General features: G+C 43.5%; 24 protein-coding genes. 15 read left to right on the plus strand and 9 right to left on the minus strand.

Features of this window, described 5'->3' with window-relative positions; genetic code table 11:
* Positions 1 to 6 precede the first annotated feature (6 nt).
* Positions 7 to 1,251 (minus strand): ABC transporter substrate-binding protein, encoded by a 1,245-nt coding sequence (locus tag LRR81_RS14965; RefSeq protein WP_231790189.1) that lies wholly within the window; start codon positions 1,249 to 1,251, stop codon positions 7 to 9.
* Between the two features lie 209 nt (positions 1,252 to 1,460).
* Between LRR81_RS14965 and LRR81_RS14970 the strand changes: the two genes are divergently transcribed.
* From LRR81_RS14970 to LRR81_RS14980, 3 genes are all read left to right on the plus strand, one after another.
* Positions 1,461 to 2,675 (plus strand): S1C family serine protease, encoded by a 1,215-nt coding sequence (locus LRR81_RS14970; protein WP_231790190.1) that lies wholly within the window; start codon positions 1,461 to 1,463, stop codon positions 2,673 to 2,675.
* Positions 2,676 to 2,891: 216 nt separating this feature from the next.
* The gene (locus LRR81_RS21370) at positions 2,892 to 4,334 is read left to right on the plus strand and encodes an FxLYD domain-containing protein (RefSeq protein WP_231790191.1); all 1,443 of its coding nucleotides are present in this window, start codon (positions 2,892 to 2,894) and stop codon (positions 4,332 to 4,334) included.
* A 15-nt stretch (positions 4,335 to 4,349) separates the two neighbouring features.
* Positions 4,350 to 5,093, plus strand: coding sequence for a S1C family serine protease (locus tag LRR81_RS14980; protein WP_231790192.1), 744 nt, complete (start codon positions 4,350 to 4,352; stop codon positions 5,091 to 5,093).
* A gap of 161 nt (positions 5,094 to 5,254) precedes the next feature.
* Here the strand turns inward: LRR81_RS14980 and LRR81_RS14985 are convergent, their stop codons facing one another.
* On the minus strand, positions 5,255 to 7,291 hold the full coding sequence (locus tag LRR81_RS14985; RefSeq protein WP_231790193.1) for a molybdopterin oxidoreductase family protein: 2,037 nt from the start codon (positions 7,289 to 7,291) through the stop codon (positions 5,255 to 5,257).
* 285 nt (positions 7,292 to 7,576) lie between these two features.
* On the opposite strand from LRR81_RS14985, the gene LRR81_RS14990 reads away from it, so the two are divergent.
* From LRR81_RS14990 to LRR81_RS15010, 5 genes are all read left to right on the plus strand, one after another.
* The gene (locus LRR81_RS14990; RefSeq protein ID WP_408631613.1) at positions 7,577 to 8,002 is read left to right on the plus strand and encodes a DUF5082 domain-containing protein; all 426 of its coding nucleotides are present in this window, start codon (positions 7,577 to 7,579) and stop codon (positions 8,000 to 8,002) included.
* On the plus strand, positions 8,002 to 8,268 hold the full coding sequence (locus LRR81_RS14995; RefSeq protein ID WP_231790194.1) for a YwqI/YxiC family protein: 267 nt from the start codon (positions 8,002 to 8,004) through the stop codon (positions 8,266 to 8,268). Before LRR81_RS14990 ends, LRR81_RS14995 begins: the two co-directional genes overlap by 1 nt.
* A gap of 122 nt (positions 8,269 to 8,390) precedes the next feature.
* Positions 8,391 to 8,801: a hypothetical protein gene (locus LRR81_RS15000; RefSeq protein ID WP_231790195.1), complete on the plus strand. Its 411-nt coding sequence runs from the start codon at positions 8,391 to 8,393 to the stop codon at positions 8,799 to 8,801.
* Positions 8,798 to 10,051, plus strand: a complete 1,254-nt coding sequence (locus tag LRR81_RS15005) for an ammonium transporter (RefSeq protein WP_231790196.1) — start codon at positions 8,798 to 8,800, stop codon at positions 10,049 to 10,051. The genes LRR81_RS15000 and LRR81_RS15005 overlap by 4 nt, the downstream gene beginning before the upstream one ends.
* A gap of 135 nt (positions 10,052 to 10,186) precedes the next feature.
* Entirely contained in the window at positions 10,187 to 10,339 is a 153-nt protein-coding gene (locus LRR81_RS15010; protein ID WP_231790197.1) for a hypothetical protein, read from the plus strand.
* 104 nt (positions 10,340 to 10,443) lie between these two features.
* Here LRR81_RS15010 and LRR81_RS15015 read toward each other — a convergent pair whose 3' ends face one another.
* Complete coding sequence (locus LRR81_RS15015; protein WP_231790198.1) at positions 10,444 to 10,815, minus strand: YidH family protein; 372 nt, start codon at positions 10,813 to 10,815, stop codon at positions 10,444 to 10,446.
* 798 nt (positions 10,816 to 11,613) lie between these two features.
* Here LRR81_RS15015 and LRR81_RS15020 point away from each other — a divergent pair.
* Both LRR81_RS15020 and LRR81_RS15025 read left to right on the plus strand, forming a co-directional pair.
* On the plus strand, positions 11,614 to 13,053 hold the full coding sequence (locus LRR81_RS15020; protein WP_231790199.1) for a GntP family permease: 1,440 nt from the start codon (positions 11,614 to 11,616) through the stop codon (positions 13,051 to 13,053).
* A gap of 33 nt (positions 13,054 to 13,086) precedes the next feature.
* Positions 13,087 to 13,872: a 3-hydroxybutyrate dehydrogenase gene (locus LRR81_RS15025; RefSeq protein WP_231790200.1), complete on the plus strand. Its 786-nt coding sequence runs from the start codon at positions 13,087 to 13,089 to the stop codon at positions 13,870 to 13,872.
* A 57-nt stretch (positions 13,873 to 13,929) separates the two neighbouring features.
* On the opposite strand, the gene LRR81_RS15030 is transcribed toward LRR81_RS15025, so the two are convergent.
* Positions 13,930 to 15,822 (minus strand): hypothetical protein, encoded by a 1,893-nt coding sequence (locus LRR81_RS15030; RefSeq protein WP_231790201.1) that lies wholly within the window; start codon positions 15,820 to 15,822, stop codon positions 13,930 to 13,932.
* A 142-nt stretch (positions 15,823 to 15,964) separates the two neighbouring features.
* Here LRR81_RS15030 and LRR81_RS15035 point away from each other — a divergent pair, with 142 nt between their 5' ends.
* The 3 genes from LRR81_RS15035 (at position 15,965) to sigH (ending at position 19,187) form a co-directional block, all read left to right on the plus strand.
* The gene (locus tag LRR81_RS15035; RefSeq protein WP_231790202.1) at positions 15,965 to 17,395 is read left to right on the plus strand and encodes a sigma-54 interaction domain-containing protein; all 1,431 of its coding nucleotides are present in this window, start codon (positions 15,965 to 15,967) and stop codon (positions 17,393 to 17,395) included.
* Between the two features lie 160 nt (positions 17,396 to 17,555).
* Positions 17,556 to 18,080, plus strand: a complete 525-nt coding sequence (locus tag LRR81_RS15040) for a hypothetical protein (protein WP_231790203.1) — start codon at positions 17,556 to 17,558, stop codon at positions 18,078 to 18,080.
* A 477-nt stretch (positions 18,081 to 18,557) separates the two neighbouring features.
* Positions 18,558 to 19,187 carry an RNA polymerase sporulation sigma factor SigH gene (gene sigH, locus LRR81_RS15045; protein ID WP_231790204.1) on the plus strand — a complete coding sequence of 210 codons (630 nt, stop codon included), beginning with the start codon at positions 18,558 to 18,560 and terminating at the stop codon, positions 19,185 to 19,187.
* A 314-nt stretch (positions 19,188 to 19,501) separates the two neighbouring features.
* Here sigH and LRR81_RS15050 read toward each other — a convergent pair whose 3' ends face one another.
* Positions 19,502 to 19,657, minus strand: a complete 156-nt coding sequence (locus LRR81_RS15050; protein WP_231790205.1) for a hypothetical protein — start codon at positions 19,655 to 19,657, stop codon at positions 19,502 to 19,504.
* Between the two features lie 104 nt (positions 19,658 to 19,761).
* Positions 19,762 to 20,709 (minus strand): LCP family protein, encoded by a 948-nt coding sequence (locus LRR81_RS15055; protein WP_231790206.1) that lies wholly within the window; start codon positions 20,707 to 20,709, stop codon positions 19,762 to 19,764.
* A gap of 197 nt (positions 20,710 to 20,906) precedes the next feature.
* On the opposite strand from LRR81_RS15055, the gene LRR81_RS15060 reads away from it, so the two are divergent.
* Entirely contained in the window at positions 20,907 to 22,598 is a 1,692-nt protein-coding gene (locus tag LRR81_RS15060; protein WP_231790207.1) for a methyl-accepting chemotaxis protein, read from the plus strand.
* An 87-nt stretch (positions 22,599 to 22,685) separates the two neighbouring features.
* On the opposite strand, the gene LRR81_RS21280 is transcribed toward LRR81_RS15060, so the two are convergent.
* Complete coding sequence (locus LRR81_RS21280) at positions 22,686 to 22,814, minus strand: hypothetical protein (RefSeq protein ID WP_269448677.1); 129 nt, start codon at positions 22,812 to 22,814, stop codon at positions 22,686 to 22,688.
* A 161-nt stretch (positions 22,815 to 22,975) separates the two neighbouring features.
* Between LRR81_RS21280 and LRR81_RS15065 the strand changes: the two genes are divergently transcribed.
* A complete protein-coding gene (locus tag LRR81_RS15065; RefSeq protein ID WP_231790208.1) occupies positions 22,976 to 24,400 on the plus strand; it encodes an NAD-dependent succinate-semialdehyde dehydrogenase in 1,425 nt (474 codons plus the stop codon).
* A 210-nt stretch (positions 24,401 to 24,610) separates the two neighbouring features.
* Here LRR81_RS15065 and dhaM read toward each other — a convergent pair whose 3' ends face one another.
* Both dhaM and LRR81_RS21375 read right to left on the minus strand, forming a co-directional pair.
* On the minus strand, positions 24,611 to 24,976 hold the full coding sequence (gene dhaM, locus LRR81_RS15070; RefSeq protein ID WP_231790209.1) for a dihydroxyacetone kinase phosphoryl donor subunit DhaM: 366 nt from the start codon (positions 24,974 to 24,976) through the stop codon (positions 24,611 to 24,613).
* Positions 24,969 to 25,343, minus strand: a complete 375-nt coding sequence (locus LRR81_RS21375) for a DAK2 domain-containing protein (RefSeq protein ID WP_331716345.1) — start codon at positions 25,341 to 25,343, stop codon at positions 24,969 to 24,971. Before LRR81_RS21375 ends, dhaM begins: the two co-directional genes overlap by 8 nt.
* Positions 25,344 to 25,350: the final 7 nt, after the last annotated feature.

Below are 25,350 nucleotides of genomic sequence, written 5' to 3' on the forward strand. Positions count from 1 at the left end.
CCAGCGTCAGTTATAGCGGTTTTTGACTTTGTCCCATTCATGGTCCATCTTTTCTAAAAATGCTTTTTTGTCCTGTTTGATATAAAATTCCTGAATCAGGTTTTCAGGACGGATGCCGCGGGGGTAGTAGTGATCAGGATATCCTGCAATCTTTTCATTTTTTAAGTCATTCTGCACGCCTTCTAAGGCAGGATCTGTCTGCTGAACAGAATCTAATGCGGAAAATGCTTTTTGTTCATTAATATAGGTTTTTGCCTGTTCTTCCTGATACATAAATTCAAGAAACTTTTGCGCTTCTTTCGGGTGCTTGATATCCTTGTTCAGGGTAAACAGAACATCAACACCTGAGACAAGCTTGTTTTTTGCAGGGTCGTTTGCGGCAGGCAATGCAAAGACACCGAGGTTCATTTTTGGATTCAGCTTCAAGATTTCAGGAATCGCCCAGTTTCCTTGAAAATAAATAACTCCTGTTCCGTTGGCGAATGCCTTGTTTCCATCGTTGTACGCATAGCCATATTTGTTTTCCTGGCCGTAACGGAGAAGCTCAAGCATCTTATCTGCTGTTTCGCTGTAGTTGCTTTGAAAGCTTGCGTTTCCGCTGTTTTTCTTTTCTGAAAATTGATCGCCCTGAAGGTTGGCAGCCAAGGAATTCCATGGAATCATCCCTGTCCAGGCGTCTTTTAATGTGAAATAAATCGGCACTTCATTGGCACTTTTGGCCTTTTCTAAAATGGCGATAAATTCATCCCAAGTTTTCGGAGGCGCAGCGCCGAGCTTTTTGAATTTGTCTTTGCTGTATATGGCGACATTGGCATTTGTTGCATAGGGAAGTCCGAATGTGCCTTTTTTTTCATTTGATAAAAGATTAATCATATTCAAGTAGGATGGCTTGATTTTATCCAGCAGCTTATTGCCGGTAAAATCGTAAAAAATTCCGGCGTTTGCCAATTCCCTGTAGGAAGCATTGCCGCCGATAGCCAGCATATCCGGCATATCGTTTTTCACCAGCCGCGTTTTCAGTACTGTATCAGCTTCAGGGGGAGCATTTAATTCAATATCAATGTCTGGGTTTTCCTTTTCGAATTTCTTAATCAGTTCCTGAAAGGTGCCTACATTCTCAGCCTTGTTTGAGAACAATTCAAGCGTGATTTTTCCGGGGCTTCCGCTTTGATCCTGTGTGCAGGCCGAGAGGGAGAAAAAGCAGAGCAAAGCAGCAATAGAAACAGAGAGCATGGTTTTCTTTTTCAGCATAAGCGATCCTCCATCTGCTAGTTAAACGTTTACGTAATACATCAAAAAAAATAAATGCAAACGTTTACGTAAACATCATAGCCAGACATAGGCCGGCCTGTAAACCTTCTCATTTACTGAAACACACAATTTCCCATACTATTTTGATGATTATTCCAAAGTTTCCTATTAAATTAATAATTAAGAATAACGAATTAGGAGGCAAACAAATGGGATATTACGATTCTTCAGAAGAACCTAAACAGCGGCGCAGAAAATCCTTGCCTTGGAAATCTGTCAGCACCAGCATTATCAGCGGCATTGTCGGAGGAGCCCTTGTACTCGGGGTTTATCCGCTGACAGAAGGAAAGGGCAGCGGTGCAGGATTGCAGCCAGCACAAACGGAACAGCAGCAGCCGGCAGAGACTGCTTCAAGCTTTACAAAGCAGGCGGAGCCTGTATCTAATCCAGCAAGCGGAAACAGTGTTGCTGATATTGTGGATAGATTATCACCGGCAATAGTTGGCGTATCAAACCAGCAGCAGGGCTTTGATAACAGCGGGCAGCAATCCTCTCGGGAGAATGGCAGCGGTTCTGGCGTGATTTTCAAAAAAAGCGGCAATGATGCTTTCATTGTTACCAATAACCACGTAGTAGAAGGTGCGGAAAGTATTCAAATCACCTTATCAGACGGTAAAAAAGAAGAAGCAGATCTTGTCGGTACAGACCCGCTTTCAGACTTGGCTGTTCTGAAAATCAGCAGCAAAAATGTGAAGGCTGCTGCACCTTTTGGAGATTCTTCGAAGCTCAGGGCAGGAGAAAAAGTGATCGCGATTGGCAACCCGCTTGGCCTTGAATTTTCAAGAACAGTCACAGAAGGAATTATCAGCGGAAAAGACAGAAGCGTTTCTGTCACCACATCTGCAGGGGACTGGCAGCTGAATGTCCTGCAGACAGATGCGGCAATTAATCCGGGAAACAGCGGCGGACCGCTGATTAACATGAACGGAGAAGTAATTGGCATCAATTCATTGAAAATCAGCCAGAGCGGTGTAGAAGGACTGGGCTTTGCCATTCCAAGCAAGGATGTTATGCCGATTGCAGAGCAGCTCCTGAAAGATGGAAAGGTACAGCGTCCAATGCTTGGTGTTTCATTAGTTGATGCTTCTCAAATTCCGCAGGCATTTATGAAAGATTCACTGCAGCTTCCATCTGATGTAACAGAAGGAGCATTGGTTGAACAGGTGCAATATAATTCCCCTGCTGATGCTGCAGGCCTTCAAAAGCAGGATTTTATCACTGCGATTGACGGAAAGGCCATTCAGGATTCAACAGGATTAAGAAAAGAGCTTTACAGTAAAAAAGTTGGAGACAAAATTACCATTACAGCTTACCGTAACGGAAAAGTGATAACAAAAACAGTCACATTGACAAAAAACAGCTGACTCTCTACAGGCACCCCCTCCGCCTTCAGAGATTAATATAGATGAAAAGACCGCTTACCCATTGGGAAGCGGTCTTTTTTTCGCTTTTTTTTGAGACTATCAAACTGTTTTTTAAGTAATCCTAAAGTCTAAAAAGGGTTTTGAATCTTCCATAAATGGAAATTATGTGAATATACTTATGACTATTCTATTTCTCTATTAAAGGAGGCTTCTTAAGTGAAGTGCAGAAATTGCAGCAAATCCTTAACAGGCTCGGAAAAATTCTGCCCGTTTTGCGGTACAAAGCAGGAGAATTCAGCCAGCCAAGATTCAATTACTCCCATCCTTTACCAAAATGCCGAAAGTGAGACTGTGCAGCAAGAGGATCTTTCCACAAGCAGCCTTCCTGAAGAATTCCCTGAAAAAACAGCCCAGGAGGAACACACCGCACATCAAGCTCTTTCTTCTGAAAGCACAGATCCCAATGAGGAAACATGGCACAGCACTTCAAATTCTTTAGGTGAGAATGCCTGGCCAAAGCAGTCTTTGCATGTACAGAAAAACTCTGCCCGCAAAATTACCATTCCCCTGCAGGGAAAATCATCAGCAAAACAGAGAGGGAGGAGAAACCCTAAAAAAGGAGTCCTTTTAGCTGCTGCCATACCTGCCGTAAGTCTTTTCTTAGTAACCGGCGGCACCTTTGCCTATGGTGCCAGCCAAAACTCCATCAACAGCAAGGTGGCCGAGCTTCATCAGCAGGCTGAGCTGAACAGCAAACAGGGCAATTTCCTACAGGCTCATGAAGCGGTAAAAGAAGCGCTGCAGCTTAGGCCTGAGCAGGAGCAGCTGAAGAGGGAAGAAGCGCAGCTTTCTAAGGCAGCTGGAATGCAGCAATCATTAAAAGAAATTTCCGCCAGCATGGATAAGGAGAAGTTTGATGAAGCAGCCGGCAAGCTCGAAGAAGTGAAAAATTCGATGGTCAGCGGGGACGGAAAGCTGCTTGAATCACTGCAAAAAGAAGCTGACCGCCAGGAAGGCATTTTAAAAACAGCCAAAGCTGAAAAAGAAGCTCTGACAACAGACGATATGGACAAGCTGGGAGAGATGCTTGGAAATCTGGATTCCTTTTCTTCAGAAAAAACAGGGGAAACACGAAAAGCGATTCTCTCAAGGATTGTACAGGTCACAAAGGACCAGACAGATGCACTAACGAAAGAAGGAAAGTTTGAAGAAGCAGGTGAAGTGATTTCAAAAGCAATGCGCTATGACAGCAAAAATAAGGAATTGTCCTCACTGATGGATGATTTATTCAAAAAGGAAGAGGAATTCCCAGGCACTCTGCAGCCGAAGATGTATAAAGGGAAAGCAAAAGCTTCAGGTGGGGAGCTGGCAGGAAAAAGCACGCCTTTATCCTTCAGCAGTATTAAAGCTAAGGCAAACGAGTACGGAGACATTAACATATCGGGAACAATGGTGAACAAAACGAAAAAGACAATGAGATTGCTGACAATTTATCTTAAATTTTATGATGAAGAAGGAAATTTCCTTAAAAATGAAATTGTATATGCTGACCAAATCCAAATCAAAAGCGGAGCTAAGGGGTCGTTTAAAACTGTTATCTATGGTTTAAATACAGAAGGCATGTACAAAGTAGACCAAGTGACATGGAATGAAGTATAAGGATGGTGTGCAGCCGTGACTAAATGGATTGTCAGCATTTTATCAACCGTTTTAATTTGGGGTGCCGGAATTGCAGGAGTTGCTTTTATTCATGCGAGCAGCGGTGATCAGCTGAAGCTTGCCGATACCATTGCTCCAGGGGCAGCTGCACAGGCTGAACCTGCTGCAGGCAAAGCCGGTGATCTAAAATCTATTATCAATGTTTCACAAAGCAAGGTTTTTTGTATTCAGACTCCTGGAGGGCTGCTGGGCTCAGGTTTTCTTTATAATGATAAAGGAGATATTATCACAAACAGCCATGTCGTAGCAGGGGAATCCATTGTAAAGGTTATTGCGTCAGATTCTAATGAGTATACCGGAGAGGTAATAGGAAAAGGCGACAGCATGGATGTTGCCGTAGTGAGGGTAGAGGAATTGAAGGGCAAACACCCGCTTTCCATTGAAACGGGCAGAAAAGCAGAAATAGGAGACAGCGTTGTGGCACTCGGCAGTCCGCTTGGATTGCAGAATACAGCTACAGTAGGAACAATAAGCGGAGTAAACCGCACCTTGGAAATAGAAGGCTATTCCTATAAAAACGTCTACCAAATTGCCGCAAGCATTGCCCCAGGAAACAGCGGAGGCCCGCTGATCAGCCAAAAAACAGGCAAAGTAATCGGCATCAACTCCGCCGGTGCAGACGAAGGAAACATAGGCTTCAGCATCCCGATGGATGAAGTAATGAAGCAAGTAAAAGAATGGTCGGAAAAAGCTTTTTAATTAGAAAAGCGGAAGCCGCTCGTTCAGCCCCGACAAGCGCTGGAGCAAAAATCCAGAAAGTCCGGTTTTGACTTTTTGGATTTTTGTGAAGCGACTCGAGGGGCTAGCGGCTGGAGCTGGACAGAGAAAAGCGGAAGCGGCGGGCTCAAACCCCGCCGCTTCTATTCCGTGTGTTTTTCTGCCTGTACTCTTCCGGAAAAAAAGACCGCTCCGCCGCCCATATCGGCGAGTCTGTCAGGTGTCAGGGCATTCACCAAAGCATTTGGAGTTTGATCAGACCATAGGCCCTGGCTGACCAAAACGCCCTGAAGCACATTTTCGCCTATTACTGCTGTAAGAATGCATTCTCCCCTGCTGTTCCATACCTTTACCGAATCCCCGTCTGCAATGCCTAATTTTTCAGCATCCTGCTTGTGCATGTGAAGCTTTGGTTCTTTTTCGAGCTTTCGATGAACATTGCTTTCTGCAAACGTAGAATTTAAAAATTGATGATTTGGCCCAGGGACGAATAAAAAGGGCAAATCACTTTCTTTTAGCAGAGGAGTGTGAACAGGCAGCGGATAAAAGCCTTTTTTCTCCATGGTGCTTGAGTAAAGCTCTATTTTGCCGGAAGGTGTTGGAAGCTTTTCGGGCAAAAAGCCTTTCCTGTCTGCCTTAATAAATCCCTTTTCCTTCAATTCTTCAAAAGTTACCTTTTTTAAACAGTCATTGCCATGCCCTTCAAGCGCTTCATTAATCAGCTGTTCGTCTGATGCCCCAAAAAGGTGTTCAGGAAAATTCATTTCTTTTGCAAGCAGCCGGAAAACATCCGGATTGGATTTTGCTTCCCCGTATTTCGCAAGGGCTGGCTGCTGCAGGTGAATGTAATGGTGCCAGTAGGATGTATAAAAATCCAAGTTTTCAAAGGAAGAAGAAGCAGGCAGAATAAGATCGGCATATTGAGCTGTTTCTGTCAAAAAGAGATCATGTACAACTGTAAACAGATCTTCCCGTTCCAATCCTTTCCTGACTTTCGTTGATTCAGGTGCCACGATGGCGGGGTTGCTGTTATAAACAAAAAGGGAGCGGACAGGTTCCTTCAGTTGTGTTAAAGCAGCACCAAGCTGATTCATATTAATCACTCTGGTGTCTTTTTTCTGGAGCAGATCAGGACGTGTCAGTGCCTGGCTGTTGAAAGAAAGATAGCCGGAATTTCCTTTAATCGCTCCGCCTCCTTTAACTTGCCATTGGCCCGACACTGCAGGAAGACAGGAGATCGTCCTGATGTTCATCCCGCCGTTATCATGATGCTGAAGGCCATTGCCGATTCTGATAAAGGACGGACTAGTGGTGCCGTACAATTTTGCGAGCTTGATAATATCTCCAGCGGGCACTCCTGTAATGGAGGAGACTTTTTCGGGAGTGTACGATTTTGCATGTTCTTCAAGTTCCTTGTATCCGACAGTATGTTCAGCGAGAAAGGAGCGGTCTGCCAAGTTTTCTTTAAACAGGACATGCATCATGCCGAGAGCAAGGGCGCTGTCCGTTCCAGGCAGGATAGGGATAAACCAGTCGGCAAGACGCCCTGTCTGGTTTTTGTGAACATCAATGGTCACGATCATGGCACCATTTTTCCTTGCAGCCTGTGCAAGAGAGGTTTGATGCATGTTTGTGCTGACGGCGTTGATCCCCCAGAAAATGATCAGCTTTGCTTCTTTCGTGTCTTCCGGATCTGTACCAAAACTTCCGCCCATGGTGTACCGGTATCCTTCTGAGCCTGCTGAATTGCAGATTGCCCTGTCAAGCCTGCTTGCCCCAAGGTAATGAAAGAATCTTCTGTCGAGACCTTCCGCAGATAAAATACCCATATTGCCATAAAAACTGTAAGGAAGAATAGATTCGGGGCCATATTGGCTGATCAGCTTTTTCCACCTTGTGCCAATCATGCTGAGGGCTTCATCCCAGGAAATCCTGGCGAATTCCTTTCCTGGTTTAGGACCTGTCCTCTTCATAGGATATTTTAGTCTTTCTTCACTATTCAGCCGTTCGGGAAACCGGCGGACTTTATGGCAGATAGACCCTTTTGTTACAGGATGTTCAGGATCGCCTTCAATTTTGACTATTTTTCCGCCGGCTTTATGAAGAAGCAGGCTGCACTGGTCAGGGCAGTCAAGCGGACAAACACCTGGGTAAAGACCATCTTCTCTCAGATCAGGCATACTCAAATTCTCCTCTCCTGACTCTAGTGAATCTATTTTAAGCGATATTTGGACAGTCTGCAAAAATGATTGTAAACTTTGAAAAAAATGGGTGTAGGAGAAAATTGTTTGGGGTATACAGTAGGAGAAACTTCCTGGAAGATTAGCGAAAAATAGGATAAGAGAGTAAGATTGTTTTGCAGTATCCACTCATAAAGTCCTGTCCTCTGCGGGAAAGGAAGGACTATTTTCAGATTGGGCTTTTTAGGAAAAAATGATAGGATTTAGTTAGAGGAACAATCAGAGGTGATGAAAATGGATGTCACAAATTTGTTGAGTGCCGTAAACAGTACGATCTCCAATAAATCAGCTGCACTTGATGAAGAGATTGCAAGACTTGAGCGGGCCAAAAGCAAAATCGCAGCAGAGCAAAATGCAGGATTAGGGGAAATTAATAAAATTATGCAGCCGGAGCTCGGGAAATTATGGACAGGCAAAAGAGCGGAATCCTTTCAGCAAAACAGGGAAGATGCTTATCAAGCGATGCAGGAAGTATTTAACAGCCAGTATGATAGCTATCTCTCCAGTATCGGCAATAAAATATTTTTTTTAAAAGCTGAAAAAGCTGCGGCTGATGCTGCAAGCGCGCTCTGCAGCGGATATAGGCAGGCTGTTGAAGCAGGCAAAGACCTCGCTGATGATGTGTATGACAAACTGAAAGGGTGGCTGTAATGCCTGAAATTAAACTGAATCATGCCGAGGTCACAGGACAGCTGAACAATATGAAAAATGCTCTCAATGCTCTAAAGCTCCCTAGTCCATCAGAATCAGCGATTGGACAGAATATGCTCGACTTTACAGAAGCATGGCTCGATCGTGAGGAAAACATTCATCAGCTTCTCAGCATGTATATCACGGCAGTAGAAAAAAATATTGAAGACACACAATCAAATATTGACTCTCTTAAAAAGCAGGATGAAGCCATTACTGCATCATAGGGAGCAGCAGTCATCAGCCAGGTCATGCCGCCGGCTGATTTTTTATTTGCGGATTTCTTGATTGACTCTCTGCACGACTGTTCATATAATATAAACTAACACATCGTGTAAGGAGATCTGACATGAATTTAATTGACGAAGTTTATGGTGAAGTCATTCTCCAGGCGGAACACACCGAAATAGAACAGTATTTAGCGGAATTAAAAGAGAAGCAGCTGTCAGCCATAGAAGATATAAAAAATAAAATCAGTGCTTATGAGCAAAAGAAAAGAAGAGAAGAAGCGATGTATCAGTCCCTTTCCCCTTTTCGCAAGTTTTTCACCGGCAGGCCTCCTGCACATCACCAGGCAGTTGAAAATATGGTTTTCGTGAAAGAACGATTTAAAAAAATAGAACTATTGAAACAGCTCGTCAGGCACATTGAAGCATTGCAGGCAGAAATGATTGAAAATTCAGCAAAAGAAGAAATTTCTTTGCCGCTTGAATTGAGAGAGGAAATCCTGCTGCTTCAGAAAAGGAGGAAGGAGACATGAGCATCGAGGAAATAAGCGGCGGTATGAACACCATTTGGGTCGTGCTGACAGCAGCGATGATCATCCTGATGGAAGGAGGCTTTGCCCTGCTTGAGGCTGGTTTTGTCCGCTATAAGAATAACGTGAACATTATTATGAAGGTTTTTGCAGACATTGTACTTGGAACTCTTTGTTATTATCTTATAGGCTTTGCCCTGATGTATGGGAAGGATTTCATCGGAATCATCGGGATAACCGGTTTTTTAATAGGCGGCGATTTGTCCCATTTAGACGTGCCGGTTGCCCTTGATACATACTGGCTGTTCCAAACGGCTTTCGCAATTGCCGTCATATCCATTGTTTCGGGTGCAGTTGCAGAGCGCATACATTTTAAAGCTTATTTATTTTTCATCATTGCAATGACCGCGTTTATTTATCCGGTGGCAGGACACTGGGCATGGGGCGGCGGCTGGCTGGCAAACCTTGGTTTGCAGGATTTTGCAGGCTCTGCTGTTATACATGCTCTCGGAGGATTTTCAGCTCTTGCAGCAGCCATCTTGATCGGCCCAAGAAAAGGAAAGTATACAGCTCAAGGGTCAAGCTCCATTGCCCTGCCAAGCAATTTGCCCCTTGCCTCAGTCGGTGCTTTTCTCCTTTGGTTCGGATGGTTTGGCTTTAATGCCGGCAGCACATTGAGCGCCACAGACGGGAGAATTGGACATATAGCTATTGTCACAATGCTTTCCGCCGCGTCAGGGGGTGCAGCGGCACTCTTTTACACCCTGTTCCGCTATAATCGTTCTGATGCGCCTTCTGTCATAAATGGCTCTTTAGCAGGGCTTGTCGGCATAACAGCAGGCTGCGCATTTGTCAGTGACGGGGCGGCCATTTTCATAGGGGCTGTATCAGGTCTTTTAATGATTTATGCGACAAACTTCCTTGAGAAAAAGAAAATTGATGATCCAGTCGGAGCCTTTCCCGTTCATGCGGTTTCAGGATCCTGGGGAACCGTTGCTGTCGGATTGTTTTCGGGTGACGGAGGGCTTTTCCAGGGCGGAGGATGGCACCTTCTTATGATTCAGGCAGCAGGATTGATTGCTCTTTCTGCATGGGGCTTTGCGGCATCGTGGATGTTCTTAAAAGCTATCAGGCTGATCGTTCCGCTCAGGGCAAGCGAAGAGGAGGAAGAGGTCGGCCTTGATATCAGCTATCACGGAATGATGGCAGGCCACAGAGCACCGGACTTTATAGAATATGAGGAAAAATTTTAAAACACATCAGGCTTTCCTTTTTAATTAGGAAAGCTTTTTTCTGTTTCTCAAGCATTAACAGCAGCGAAAATGAAATTTACCTGCCCTGAAAATAGGAAAGAGAATACTGACGTTCAAATTATAGGAGGGAGAAAAATGGCCAAACAGGGTTATAAGGAAAACGCACTGGAGGCTGTTCACAGGCAAATCGGCAAAGCTGCTGAGAAGCTTTCGCTTTCTGAAGAATTCATAGAGCTGCAAAACAAGCTGAAGGAAATGATGCTTGATGCTTACAATCATACAATGTAAGCAGCAAAGCAATATGAAACCGATTATCGAACAGGTGCTGTTGTTTATGCCATTAACAGACTGGCAGAAGCAAGGGAACAGAGCGGCAGAATCAGGTAAAAGCTTCACTTTGCAAAAATGATGAAAAAGTAAAGAGAAAAAATCAGTACAACCAGTGAGAGTCCTGCCGACAGCCAGATAATCAAATGCTTTGCAGGCTGAAACGTCTGCTCATCAATTCTTTTCATTTTTCGAATATAGTCAAAAGCCGAAAACAGAATTAGCGAAATACCGCACACAATGGAAGCTATTCCAATGATAAGGGTGAGTGTATTGGCTTCTGAGGAGGATTCTGACATAAAAGTATAATGCAGGTTTGTGATGAGAAATCCAATCCCGATAATAGCGATTGCTGTCCTGATCCAGGCAAGATATGTCCGCTCATTTGCTAAATGCTGCTGGATATATTTCGAACTGGCTGTTTTTTCTTTTTCCATGTGGAGGCCACCTTTCCCATTACAATTATTTTATAAAAAAGAAATGGTTGTTTTCAATCCCTTGAAGACATAAAAAGAAGCTGGGACATAAGTATTTCAGACAATGAAAAACCCGAATGAGTAGTGGATTTAAGGAAATCATTCCCCTAATCGTTCGGGTTTTTATTTGGTTTAAGAAGATTTTATTCTTTCAAAGGATCGTAAACTTTAGTGGAATGGAGTGGCTGCAGCGCAATGGAACGAACCTGTTCCTCAAGCTGAACTATTCATATCATTTAGCCATTGTTCGCCTTTGAGGATAGTAGTTTCATTTATGTCCCAGCCCCTTTTAAATGCCCATTAACAGCACCGCCATGATAAATTATGATCTGCTTTAAACCTTTACACCGTTAATCCGTGTTTCCTCAACCTTCAGCTTATTAACCTCAGATGGCTTAACTGATGCAGGTGCTTATTCAGCTACAGAAAAAAGGAGATAGCCATTTGAAGGAGTTTTAAACAAAAACTTCCGCCATTGAAATTCCGCAATACCGGAAAATTCCGTAATTGCGGAAAGAGAGGACAAGGTTTTTTCCGCATATCTGGAAGGATTAATTTATACAGAAAAACATGGTCTGTGAAAAGGGAGTAGAAACGCTGACTGATGAAGGAGTTTAGTTAACTTGCTAAATAAATATCAGAATTTTTTTAATTAATAAAATGCTGGCACGGTTTTTGCTTTAAGATAGTAATAAGCAGATAAAAACGCACAATTATTTGTAAGCGTTTACTATTTGACTGCCAATAAGGGGGATGCTTGTGGAAATTATTATTATTCTTTTGGCCCTTGGCCTGCTGATGTTTGTGGCTTACAGAGGATTTTCTGTTATCCTGTTTGCCCCAATCTGTGCATTGTTTGCTGTTTTGCTTACGGACCCGGGTTTTGTTTTGCCTTTCTTCTCAAATGTATTTATGGAAAAAATGGTTGGCTTTATCAAAATGTATTTTCCGGTATTCCTGCTTGGGGCAATATTCGGAAAAGTGGTAGAAATGTCAGGGCTTGCCGAATCTATTGCCCGCACAATTGTTAAGCTTGTCGGTGCAAAGCGTGCCATTCTGGCCATTGTTTTAATGGGCGCCATCCTCACATACAGCGGTGTCAGTCTGTTTGTTGTGGTGTTCGCTGTTTATCCGTTTGCGAGAAACATGTTCCAGGAAGCCAATATTCCGAAACGCCTGATACCGGGAACGATTGCACTCGGTGCGTTTACGTTTACGATGGATGCTCTTCCAGGCACACCTCAAATTCAAAATGTTATCCCAACGACATTTTTTAAAACAGACATCTATGCTGCTCCATGGCTGGGGATCATTGGTGCTTTGTTTGTATTTGGCCTTGGCATGCTGTATCTCGAAAGCCGCCGGAAAAAGGCAGCGAAAGAGGGAGAGGGCTATGAAGGGCCGGTTAGTGAAATTGCGGCAGGTTCAGAAACCGGATTGGCTCCTGATCATCAGCCTGGCTTTCTTTCCAAAACAGAAGAAAGCACTGCCCGCCAAATTTTGGCGTTTGTCCCGCTCGTTTTAGTTGGTGTAATGAATAAAGTGTTTACGGTTTATTTTCCAAAGTGGTATCCGAACGGCTTTGATTTTGCTTCCATCAATCTCGAAGCTTTTGGCAAGGTGGAAATTTCAGCGGTTGTTGCCATATGGTCTGTTGAACTGGCTCTTGTCATCGGTATTCTTTCTGCAATGGCCTACAACTTTAAAAGAGTCACCACTGATTTTCAGAAAGGTCTTAATATCGGAATCAGCGGAGCCCTTTTAGCGGCAATGAATACAGGGGCTGAATATGGTTTTGGAGGCGTTATTTCTTCGCTTCCAGGGTTTAAAACGGTCAGCAATGGAATATCTACAACTTTTACAGATCCGCTTGTTAACGGGGCTGTAACAACGACAACTCTTGCCGGGATCACAGGTTCTGCCTCTGGCGGGATGGGGATCGCTTTAAGTGCGATGGCAGATAAATATACAGAAGCGATTCAAAAGTTTGGAATTCCTCCGGAAGTCATGCACAGAGTTATTTCAATGGCATCAGGCGGTATGGATACTTTGCCTCATAATGGAGCAGTTATTACATTGCTTGCTGTTACAGGATTAACACACCGTCAATCTTATAAAGACATCTTTATGATTACGATTCTGAAAACTGCTGCGGTCTTTGTTATCATTGCAATCTACAGTCTTACAGGACTTCAATAAGAACCAAAACACAATTAGGAAGGGAGCAGGCAGATGAACGCCCTATTAAATGAAAAAGTAGCCTTGATCACTGGAGCAGCCAGCGGTATCGGATTTGAAACTGCAAAAGAGTTTGCCGCACAGGGCGCAGCCGTCATCATATCGGATATTAATGAAGAAGCGGGAAAGAAAGCATCAGATAAATTAACGGAGAGCGGATATAAAAGCACGTCCATTGCTTGTGACGTGACAAATGAAGAGGCTCTCAAAAGCATGTTTCAAAAAGTGGAGGAGCAATACGGAAGATTGGACATTCTGGTTAACAATGCCGGACTGCAGCATGTTTCTTCACTTGAAGAGTTTCCAACAGAAAAATTTGAACTGCTTATAAAGGTCATGCTGACAGCTCCATTTATCGCCACAAAGCTCGCTTTCCCAATAATGAAGCGGCAAAAATTCGGCCGAATCCTTAATATGGCTTCCATTAACGGGCTGATCGGCTTTTCCGGCAAGGCGGCATACAACAGTGCCAAGCACGGTGTAATCGGTTTAACAAAAGTGGCAGCGCTTGAAGGAGCAGAGCTTGGCATTACGGTTAACGCTCTTTGTCCGGGTTATGTTGAAACTCCTTTAGTGCTGAATCAGATGTCTGATCTCGCAAGGACGCGCAATGTGCCTGTAGAAAGCGTGCTGGAGGAAGTCATATACCCGCTGGTCCCTCAAAAACGTTTGCTTTCGGTGCAGGAGATAGCAGATTATGCGGTATTTTTAGCGAGTGACAAAGCAAGAGGGGTAACAGGGCAAGCCGTTGTGCTTGATGGAGGATATACAGTTCAATAAAAAAAGCCCTGTGCGGGATAGATAAAGCTATGCCTGCACAGGGCTTTTTCATATTTTCTATTTTATTTTTTCAAAAAACCGATGATCGCGGTCAAAAAGCAGAACTTGTGCAGGAATAACAGTGTTATCCCCATCAATCGCCAGCATTTTCGATTGCTTCGTTATCTTTCCATTTGCTTCTGCTGCTTCTATTGTGACTTGATAGCTTCCTTTTGGAAGTGTCATTTCAAATGCCGCATCATCTGCAGCCGTTTTTTCCAGCACGGTCTGGCCATTTTCAGTATTTTTTACTGTAATCTGCCAAGAGTTAAGTTCTTCAGCAGCAATTCGAACGGAAGCCTGGTCAGCAGTTAATTCAGCATACATTTGAGGCGGCAGCTGATTTTTTAATGTGATTCTGCTGTCGAGGTAATCACGCGGGATTGATTGATAAAAATACCACCGCTCAAGCAAATAAAGCTTTTCATCAGGAAACTTTCTTTCAGCAAAACTGATCCAGCTTTTAACGGATGCATCAGGGATCCCTGCAGCGTAAAACTGAAGAGTCCTGCTGATTAAGTTAAAGCTTTCCTGGCGGTCAATGGCGTAATTAGGCTTGTCTTCAGGAAGATTCCACGGATGATCCATCGTATATTCCTTAAAGAGCCAGCGGCCAATGTCAGCTGTTGATTCTATCCATTTTTCTTTTCCCCACATTTGAGAAAGCTCATATAGCATATTGCCTGAGTAGCCTCCATAGTTTGTATCTTCTACAAGCGGAAGATTCTCGGTCAGCGGCAATGCTCCATTCGGCTTTTGAAGAGAGAGAACAGCTTCTGTTTCATTCATTACAATGCTTTTAGCCAATGAACTTTGATAAAAATCGGATTCAGGCTCCCAATAAAGGGATGAAAACAGCATGGCAATTTGAAGGTTTTGGTTAGGGTTGATCTCAATCGGCCCGATTTCCCCTTTAGATGAAATTCCGTACGGAAATACAGTGTAACCATTGTTATTTTCTCTAGGAACTTTTTTTATCCATAAAGCAGCCTGCTCGTCTACAAAAGACAGAATTTCCTTGGAGCCGGTGTATTTATAGGCTTCAAACAAACTATTGCTGTCTCTGGCAAAAGGATCCCGATACCACCATCCTTTTTCAGCGTATTCAGGAGACATCAGCTTTCCGTCATACATATAGAATTTCCTGTACAGAGCGATAAAATCGGAGGTCATTTTCTTATACTCCTGGTCCCCTGTCAAATGATACAAAAAGCCGGTATGCTTAGGGAGATAGCCAAGGTATTTTGAATAACCTTCAAGGGTCCAGGAATCTTTTCTTGCATAATCTTTTTTGGACTGCTCTGAAAGAGATTCCCATTTATTTTTAAGCTCAGTTAGCCGCGGAAACAAAAAGTCCGGATTATTTGGGTTCAATGATTCTTTCAAAAAGTGGTATTTTTTAAGCTGAGCTTGTTTCATGTTGTCAAGTTCTCTGGAAATAGCAGCGGGAAGGGCTTTGTAGTTCCCAGCAGCTTTTATGCTGATGCTTCTTTGATGAAGCCTGTTCAGTTTTGCGAAATCTGCATCAGCTGTTTCGATATTGGCTTGAACTAATTTGCTGTTAATATAGTTCAGCAATCGATATTCGGAAATTTCATATATGACTCTTTCTTTCGCAATTTTTGCCGGTCTAATATAGGTTTCATTTAATTTTTGGCGGACACTCTTTCCGCTAGTTTTGCCAATGGCGAGCTCTGTTTTCTTAATGGAACTTGTAAAAGAATCGTATGAGCTGTCCAGTTTTTGAAGATTTCCAGAATTAATAGTTTGGTTGTAGGAGGCGGTGTCTTTTTGCAAAAGCATTGCCTGTTTAGAAGCGTCAAAAGCGAGAGCTGCAGAACCGGGGTAAACACTTAATAGGCTGCCTGACAGAACTATGGAAGCAAAAGCGATCTTGTGGTGCAATTTCACTCGTTCTTTCATCCTTTTCTTATGTGGTAAATAATGAGGATTTTTCCTCATTTTATTTTCGACTTAGTATATCATATAGGAAGGGAAAACTATTAATTTATTGAAAAAATATTTACAGGCTATGATAGGAGGCTGATCGGCATTGCCAAATAATTTACATACACTCCCTGAAGACTGGATTGAAGAAGTTGTGAACCTTGCTGCGGAATGTATGGTCGTTGTAGACCGCGATGGCATCATTCTTTATATTAATCAAGCATACTGTGAATTTTTGAATGTTACTGAAGCAAATGCGGCAGGCAGACCTGTGCAGGAGGTTATAGAAAATTCCCGCATGCAGATTGTAGCAAAGACAGGGAAAGCAGAAGTGGCTTCGATTCATCCGATTAATGGCAGTGAAATGGTTGCCAACCGTTATCCGCTTTTTGTCAAAGGAGAGCTTGTCGGTGCAGTCGGTACAGTCATGTTCCGGAATCCTGAGGAATGGCTGGACTATTCTAGAAGGCTGCAGCCTTTATTGGAAGAGCTCAAATATTATAAAACGAAGTTTGAAAAAGAGCTTTACAGCAAGTATCATTTTGGGGACTTAATCGGGGAAAGCCCGAAATTTACAGCTGCCAAGAGGCTTGCAGAACGTGTTTCCGACAGCCATTCAGCCGTGCTGTTATTAGGTGCTTCAGGAACAGGAAAAGAACTGTTTGCCCATTCGATTCATCAGGCAAGCAAAAGAAATCATGCGCCATTTATGAGGGTGAACTGCGGCTCCATTCCTGAACACCTGTTTGAATCAGAAATATTCGGCTATGAAGAGGGAAGCTTTACTGGAGCGAAAAAGGGCGGCAAAAAAGGGAAATTTGAACTGGCGAGCGGAGGGACCATTTTTCTTGATGAGATTGGCGATCTGCCTCTTCAAATGCAGACAAAGCTGCTTCGCGTGCTGCAGGAAAAGGAAATTGAGCGGATCGGCGGAAGGGCGCCTGTGCCGCTTGATGTTAGGGTAATAGCAGCGACACACCGAAACCTCGAGGAAATGGTCCGGAACGGACAGTTCAGAGAAGATCTTTATTACCGGCTGAATGTGATTAAAATTGATATTCCTTCTCTAAAAGAGCGGATTGATGATCTTGGCCCTCTGGCAGCGATGCTTCTGAAAAAACTGGAAGATAAGTTTCACCGCCCCAAAATTCAAATGCCGGAAGAAACACTTTCCCTCCTCAGGAAACACAGCTGGCCCGGAAATATCCGCGAACTCGAAAATGTGCTGGAAAGAGCTGTAAACGTTATGGAAGGCACGGTCATTTATCCTGAATATCTTCCTTTATATTTGCAGGAAGGCAAGCGGCAAAGCTCATCAGAAGATCCTCATTCTGAATCATGGGAACTTTTTGGAAGGAAACCGGAGCCTTTAAAAGAAACCATGCAAAAGGCTGAGAAAAAAGCCATTATCGATGCGCTGGCAATTTGCGGAGGGAATAAGAAAGAAGCAGCCGCAGTTCTCGGGATAGGGAAGACAAGCCTTTATGAAAAATGCAGGCTGTATGAGCTTAGCGGAAAAGAATTGTTTTATAAATAACAGTGATCCTCTTCAGTATCAGCGCAATTTTATGAAAAAAACTAAAATTATATAATATTAGAAAAATATAATTGTATTGTTATAAAATGGTGATTATAATAAAAAGGGTTGAAAACGCATCCTTATTAGGAAAATACTCGTAAAACCAGTGGAGGATATTATGAAAAAGATTGTTGCTCTGCCTGCTGTTTTCCTGCTGTCTATCAGTCTGGCTGCATGCGGTACAAGCGGAAGCGCGCCAAAGGCTAAAGAAACAAATGGGGCTGAAGCCAAAGCAGATCAAAAGGATACTGAGCTTGCATTGAAAAAAGGACTTGTTAAATTTTACTCAAAGCTTACAGGTGCGGTCAATGAGCAAGATCGGGATTTAAATGCTTATGAAGCTTCAGAAGAAAAGCCAACAGATGAAATGAAATCAGCAGCCGCTGCTTCTGCAGAAAAAACAGCTGCTGCTTTAAAAAGTTTTGAAGTATCAGAGGATGTCAGCGGACAAAAGGAAAAATTACAGTCCGTCGTTGAAAAGCTGGCAAAATCATATGAAGAAAAAGCGGCAGAGCTTAAAAAGCCGGCTCCTTCTCTAGATGCAGCAAATGCTGACTTTCAAAGCGCCAATGACAGCCTTGGGGAAGTCTATGAATCTGCAAAGATGTACAAACTTGACATGAATTCAGCAGTCAATAGCTGATTTGCTAAAAAGTCCCTTGATAGGGGCTTTTTCTTTTATTTAAAAACTATGTTAAAGAAGAAAGTTGATCTTTATGCACCTGCTGCTGCCTTCCAGGCGGGGGACTCCTGCGGGAGCAGCGGGACAGGTGAGACCTAAGCAGGCGCTAAGGGAGCCTGAGCGCCCGCCTTGCGGAAAGCGTCTCTCAGCAGCGGAAATCAACAGACAAATGTAATAGAGCCTATTTAAAAAAAGGCTTTTTTCTAATTTTTTATCGACACTCAGTATAAAGATGGGACAGAAAGGCAGAAAGTCTTCTTTGGAAGAGGTGGAATTTTATCAAAATATCATGTATGTTGAAGGTATTCGTCTAAATTTGAAAATATCTTTCAGCACGGAATTGCGATACTATAAATCTATCGGAGATATTGCCCGGATAGCAGGCACAAAGACAAAATGAAAGCATGGCCGATCAACAGGGATATGCGGGGGGATAATATGCAAACATTTAGAGTCTACGAATCAATGGAAGATGATGGTGTTGTCGCACTTGTGCAGAATGGCGAAACAGAGCCTCTGGAGTTTTTAATAGAAAAATACCGCAATTTTGTAAGAGCAAAGGCCAGTAAATATTTCCTTATTGGCGGAGACAAGGAAGATATTGTGCAAGAAGGTATGATCGGGCTTTTTAAAGCGATTAGAGATTACCGTTCGGACAAGCTGACTTCTTTCAAAGGGTTTGCAGAGCTGTGCATTACCAGGCAGATTATTACGGCCATTAAAACCGCAACAAGGCAAAAGCATGCACCTCTGAATTCCTATATCTCCCTGTACAAGCCCATTTACGGGGAAGAATCGGATTATACTCTTCTCGATGTTATCACTGGCGCCCAATCCATGGATCCTGAAGCATGGCTGATCAAACAGGAAAAATCTGATGACCTGGATCAGAAAATCGCTGAACTTCTAAGTGAATTGGAAAGAAACGTTTTGTCACTCTACATGGAAGGAAAGTCTTACGTTGAAATTTCTGAAGACTTGAACAGCCCTGTTAAAACCATTGATAATGCCCTCCAGAGAGTTAAAAGGAAAATGGAGCGTGTATCTACTGTAGGCTCGTTTGCTTAAAAAAGCGCCAAACCCGGTGTAAAGGGTTTGGCGCTTTTTATATATGATCAGAATTTAAAAATGTACATAGTTAGCTCTAGCTCCAGCCCCTCGAGTCGCTTCGAAAAAAACTTAAAAGTCCAAAACCAGACTTTTAGGTTTTTTCCTCCAGCTCTTGTCAGGGCTGAACGAGCGGCCTCCGCTTTCCTAATTGTTCAGCTCCAGCCGCTAGCCCCTCGAGGTCATAAGCCGCTCATCCAGAGAAAGGATAAACCGCCTTTCTCCGGCTGATCGTCTTACTCTTGTCGGGGCTGAACAAGCGGCCTCCGCTTTTCTTAAGAGGAAGCGTTTTCAGAAGAATCTGTGCTAAAGGGATTGCACCCAAGCATTTTACGCGCTTCATCGGTCAAAGTAAAAGACTCAGTCTTCTCCCCGTCAGTGCCTGACTGAACTAGATTGGAGCCATCATAAAAAGAACTGTTCTTTTCCATGCTTTTTCCTCCTAATGAACTGTATAGAGCGTAAGTCTATTTTACCCTTTTGATCCATTTAATGGAAGCTTAGGTAAAAAGAAAAGGATGCAATATGCATCCTTTTAGTTGCCTTCCAGAAAAGCTTTCAGTGCTTCTCTGTTTTTATCAATATCAATTTCCAGAACGTCACCTTTTGTTTCATATCTTTTATTTTCGAAAGTACCGTCTTCAGGAATTCGGAATTTTTCAATGGCACCGGCTTGGCCTGTAACAAAATCCTTCCCTACGGTAATCATCATGTTCTGATCAATATTTGTATCAATATAAGGAAGAGCTAAACCGATAAGTTCAGGCATTTTCATAATGCCATTAAAGCTTGCTGCTTGATCTTTGAGCTTCGTCAGCACTTCCTGCTGTCTTTCAACGCGCCCAAAATCACTTTGGCTGTCATGGCGGTAGCGGACATAACCGAGAAGTTCTTTCCCATTCAGCTTTTGTTCGCCTTTATGAAGTGTCACACCGATATTTTTGGACATGGTATGCGGAACATTCACTTCAATGCCGTCTGGCGCCATTTTGTCTACGATTTTTGGAAAGCCTTGAAAATCAATAATCGCGTAATAGTTAACGTCAATATCAAAATTCTCTTTGATTGTCTGTCTTAACAGCTCTGGACCGCCGAATGCTACAGCAGCATTAATTTTCTGCTTGCCGTGTCCCGGCACCCGAACATAGCTGTCTCTCATAATCGAAACCAATTTAGGGACATGGCTCCGCTCATCATATTGGGCAATTAAAAGAGAGTCAGAGCGGGCATTTTTCTCGCCGCGCGAGTCACTTCCGAGAAGCAAAATATTGATTTTGCCATCCTTCGGTTTTTCAGAATGAAAGTTTTTTTGGAACTCAGTATTTTTAACAGGGGCATCAACCTTGGCTTCTGCCAGACCCTTGTTTATTTGCGCATATACATAAATTCCTCCGGCAGCAGCTATGAGGAGGACCAGTGAAAATATAATTCGTCCCCATCTTATTTTTTTCTTTTTTCTGTGTTTATCAGACCTTGCATTCAAGTAAGATACCTCCTGGAATGAGTTACTCAGCCATAGTACAAAATAACATCTTTCGATAAAATTTTCAATCTCTATTTCTAATAGCAGCTGGTAAGAATGGAAGATTTATGAAGAGATAGACTCTATCTTTTCCTCCCAGCCAGAAAAGGCTGTAACATTTGCAAAGGATGGCCGATGTATAGATGGGGGGACTATACATGAAAATTACATCACTATTAAACACGATGGTTGCACTCACAATCCTTTTCGCAGCAGCCATTCTGACAAGCCTGTCACTCTTGGTTTCAAGCATGACGGCAAGAGAAGAGGCATTCCGGCAGCAAGTGGAATTCAGCAGTCTGGCCAATGAGCTGGAAGGCGCATCTGACTTCTTAACAGATAAGGTCAGAAGCTACGTACAATTTGGCGAAAAACAATATTATAACGAATATTGGAAGGAAGTTAACGAAACAAAAACGAGGGACAAGGCAGTAAAAAGGCTAAAGGAGCTTGGGGCGCCAGAAAGTCTGTTTTCTTTAGTTGAGCAGGCTAAAAAGAAATCAGACATGCTTGTAAAACTGGAAAATGCCGGCATGAAGGCAGTTAACTCAGGGAACATGGACTATGCGAGGCAGTTTGTTTTCGGACCTGCCTATATTAATGCCAAGGCGCAGGTTACAGGCCCGCTTGACAAGTTTCAAAAAGAATTAGATGGCTGGGCAGCAAGCGAGTCAGAGAAAGCAAGCCAAAAAATGACCATCTGCCTTGCAATGACAGCCGGCAGCACGATATTGCTGTTGCTTTCATTGTCGGTCAGCTTATTTATTTTTAAAAGAAAAATAAAGCCGCTTCGGAAAATGACTGAAGCAGCTGAGAGGGTAGCCGGAGGGAACCTGGCAATTGAAAAAATAAATGTCCGGACTAAAGACGAAATCGGCATATTAGCTTTATCCATTAATCATATGATTGATAGCTTAAAGAAATTAATTGCAGATGTGAACCTGGCATCTGTACAGCTTGCGTCAAGTTCAGAAGAACTGACGGCAAGCTCAGAGCAAAGTACTGTTTCTGCTGAAGCGACAAGCGAAGTAATTCAGGAGCTTGCTTCAGGAGCTGAGACGCAAATGAATGCCATTCAGGAAGGGAGCGGTCTGCTTGAAGAGATTGCAGGGTCTGCGGAGCAGATGTCTGCCAATATTCAGGCTGCTTCAAAATCAGCCAAAACAGCAGCAGAAAAAGGAAAAGAGGGAGACGGATACATCACAGCTTCCATCAATCAGATGAATACCATTCACAGTAATGCTGAGGAGCTATCAAACGTGATCAAAGAGCTTGGACAGAGATCTGCTGAAATCGGAAGCATCGTTTCGATTATTACAGGGATAGCTGATCAGACAAACCTGCTTGCCCTAAACGCAGCTATAGAAGCGGCCCGCGCAGGCGAACAAGGGAAAGGATTTGCGGTTGTTGCAGATGAAGTCAGAAAATTAGCCGAGCAGTCTGCCAATTCAGCAAGCCAAATTTCTTCCATTATCAGAGTGATACAAAACCAAACGGCTGCAGCAGTTGGAAAAATGGACAAAACGATTGAGGAAGCTTCTGGAGGAATATCAGCCATAAACAAGGCAGGAACCTCTTTTAAAGAAATCATTGCCTTCGCCAAAACCGTGTCAGATGAAGTGAACACTGTTGCAGAGGCAGCTGAAAAGCTGGCTGATGGCACAGCCAGAGTGAAAGAATCCATTATGGAAATTTCTGAAGCTGCGAAGACTGTTGCTTCTGGTGCACAGTCAACGGCTTCTAATTCACAAGAATCACTTGCTGTCACAGAGGAAATTTCTTCTTCTGCCGCCATGCTTTCTAAAATGGCAGAAGATCTGCAGCTGCAGACTTCAAAGTTTACTCTATAAAAAAAGCCGGCATAGCCGGCTTTTTTTAATTCATAATCCTACTATTAAAGGAATCTTATCCCTGATCAGCGAAACTAGTATGAATGATTACCAGTATTTTTCATCGTCATCGTGCATACTTTTGACAGTGTTTCTGAATTTTAAAAACTGCTGGACGGCGATCGCGCCAAATATGCTGATACCTGCAGCAAATAGGGCTGTTTTTTTACGGTCCAATTGAAACACTCCTAACTTTCTTTTCTATTATTATTCCCTGTCAGCCCAGGGTGAAACTTACCGCGCCATAATCAACACAGTCTATGAGAAAAGGTTTGGCTCACTATTCATTAGTGGAACATATAAGGATGCAGCAGTTTATTTAGAGGGAGGTTTTTTAGTTGAAAGCTTATTCAAATTATGTAAATGGAGAATGGGTGAACGGTGAGGAAACATTGGATATCGAAAATCCAGCTACTCAGGAAGTGTTTGCTACAGTGCCGAAAGGCGGAAAAAAAGAGGCAAGAGCAGCAGCAGATGCTGCCCATGAAGCACTGGCAGGGTGGTCAGCTCTTACAGCATATGAAAGGGCGGATTACTTGGAAAAATGGTATGCGCTGATCAAAGAAAACAGGGAAGAGATCGGCAAATTAATGACAAAGGAACAAGGAAAACCGATAAAAGAAGCCATCGGTGAAGTGGATTATGCCAACAGCTTCATTAAATGGTTTGCTGAAGAAGGAAAAAGAGTGTACGGGGAAACCATCCCTGCATCAGCGCAGAACAAGCGCTTATTTGTCATTAAACAGCCGGTTGGAGTCATTGCAGCGATTACTCCATGGAATTTTCCTGCTGCGATGATTACGCGTAAGGTGGGACCGGCGCTTGCAGCAGGCTGCACAGCTGTTGTGAAGCCTGCATCAGCGACACCGCTCACAGCTCTAAAGCTAGCTGAACTTGCGCATGAAGCAGGGATTCCAAAGGGAGTGCTGAATGTTGTAACAGGCTCCTCCAAAGAAATCAGCGAAGCATGGCTTGAAGATGACCGGGTGAGCAAGCTTTCCTTTACCGGCTCAACAGAAGTAGGGAAAACCTTGATGAAAGGTTCTGCAGATACAATGAAAAAGATTTCCCTTGAGCTTGGAGGCCATGCCCCTTTTATTGTCATGAATGATGCGAATCTTGATAAGGCAGCAGAAGCTATGGCTGCTTCCAAATTCAGAAACTCCGGACAAACGTGCATCTGTATGAATAGAGGATATGTTCACGAAGACATTTACGAAGAATTCCTCGAAAAATTTCAAAAAGCGGTTTCAAAGCTGAAAGTCGGAGATGGAATGGACGAAGGAACAACCATTGGACCGCTGATTGATCAGGATACACTCGAGAAGGTTAAAAATCACATTCAGGATGCAAAAGATAAAGGCGGCAAAGTAGTGGAAGGGACGCAAAACACACCGGGTTCAAAAGGATATTTCATAGAGCCGGTTATCATCAGCGAAGCCACAAATGACATGCTGTGCATGAATGAAGAAACGTTTGGGCCTGTTGCGCCGCTCAAAAAAGTATCTTCCGCTGATGAGGCCATTAAAGAGGCCAACTCTTCTCCGTTCGGACTTGCAGCCTATGTATTTACTGAAAATATTTCCACTGGTATAAAAATTTCAGAAGGTTTAAAATTCGGAATCGTCGGACTTAATGACGGCCTCCCATCAACTGCCCAAGCGCCATTTGGCGGAATGAAAGAAAGCGGACTTGGCAGAGAAGGCGGCAAACAGGGAATTGAAGAATACCTTGAAGTGAAGTATATCTCTCTGGGGCTATAAGAAAAGCGGAAGCCGCTCGATCAGCCCCGACAAGCGCTGGAAGAAAAAACCGAAAAGTCGGGTTTTGACTTTTTGGTTTTTTCTGAAGTGACTCGAGGGGCTAGCGGCTGGAGCTGGACAATATAGAAAAGCGGAAGCGCCTTGCTCAGCTCTAACATGAAAAAAGCAGGAAGCAAATCCATAAAGGGCTTGCTTCCTGCTTTTTTTTCGTCAGGAAAATTCTTTCTGCAGTGCTTTTTCAATTTCCATAAGCGTGTGGTTTTGGCTGCTTTGAACTGCTGCCAAAAAGGAACCTTCAACAAGAGGCACATCAGCAAAGCGGATCGTGTGATTTCCGCTGTACATGTCAATGGCCATTTCAGCATTCATGACTGCAGATCCGATGTCTGCCAGTACCAGCGCATCACTGTCTGATTGCGACAGCACCTGCTCAATTCTTGATGCATCTGTCCCGAGCTTGCCGTCAGGAAGCCCTGCTGCCGAATATACTGGAACAGAGGGGGCCATTTCTTTTAACAGCTCTTTTAACCCTTCTGCAAGCTTTTCACTATGTGAAATAAGAATCAAATTAACCATGCAGCACCCCCGCAATCTGCTTCAGCAAGATGGCGCTTGAAAGTGCTCCAGGGTCATGAAGGCCTTTCGTTGCTTCTCCAAAATAAGAGGCACGGCCTTTTGAAGCCTGCAGTTCTTTTGCTGCTTCAAGAGCTTCGTCAATCACTTTGTCAAGATTCTCTTTACCTGCCAAAGCATCTCCAAACGGCTCCCAAATGTCGATGATTGTTTTTTGGCCTTTTTCTGCCTTACCCCGCATTTTTATCCCTTCAACGGCTTCTTTAAAACCCTTTTGAAGATCTTCTTGCTCTACTTCCGATTTTCCGGCCCAGGCGGAAGCAAATTTGATAAAGGCTGTGCCAAATAAAGGACCTGAGGCGCCGCCCACAGATCCA

The organism is Metabacillus kandeliae (assembly GCF_021166585.1).
In the GTDB taxonomy this organism is placed as follows: Bacteria; Bacillota; Bacilli; order Bacillales; family Bacillaceae; genus Metabacillus_B; species Metabacillus_B kandeliae.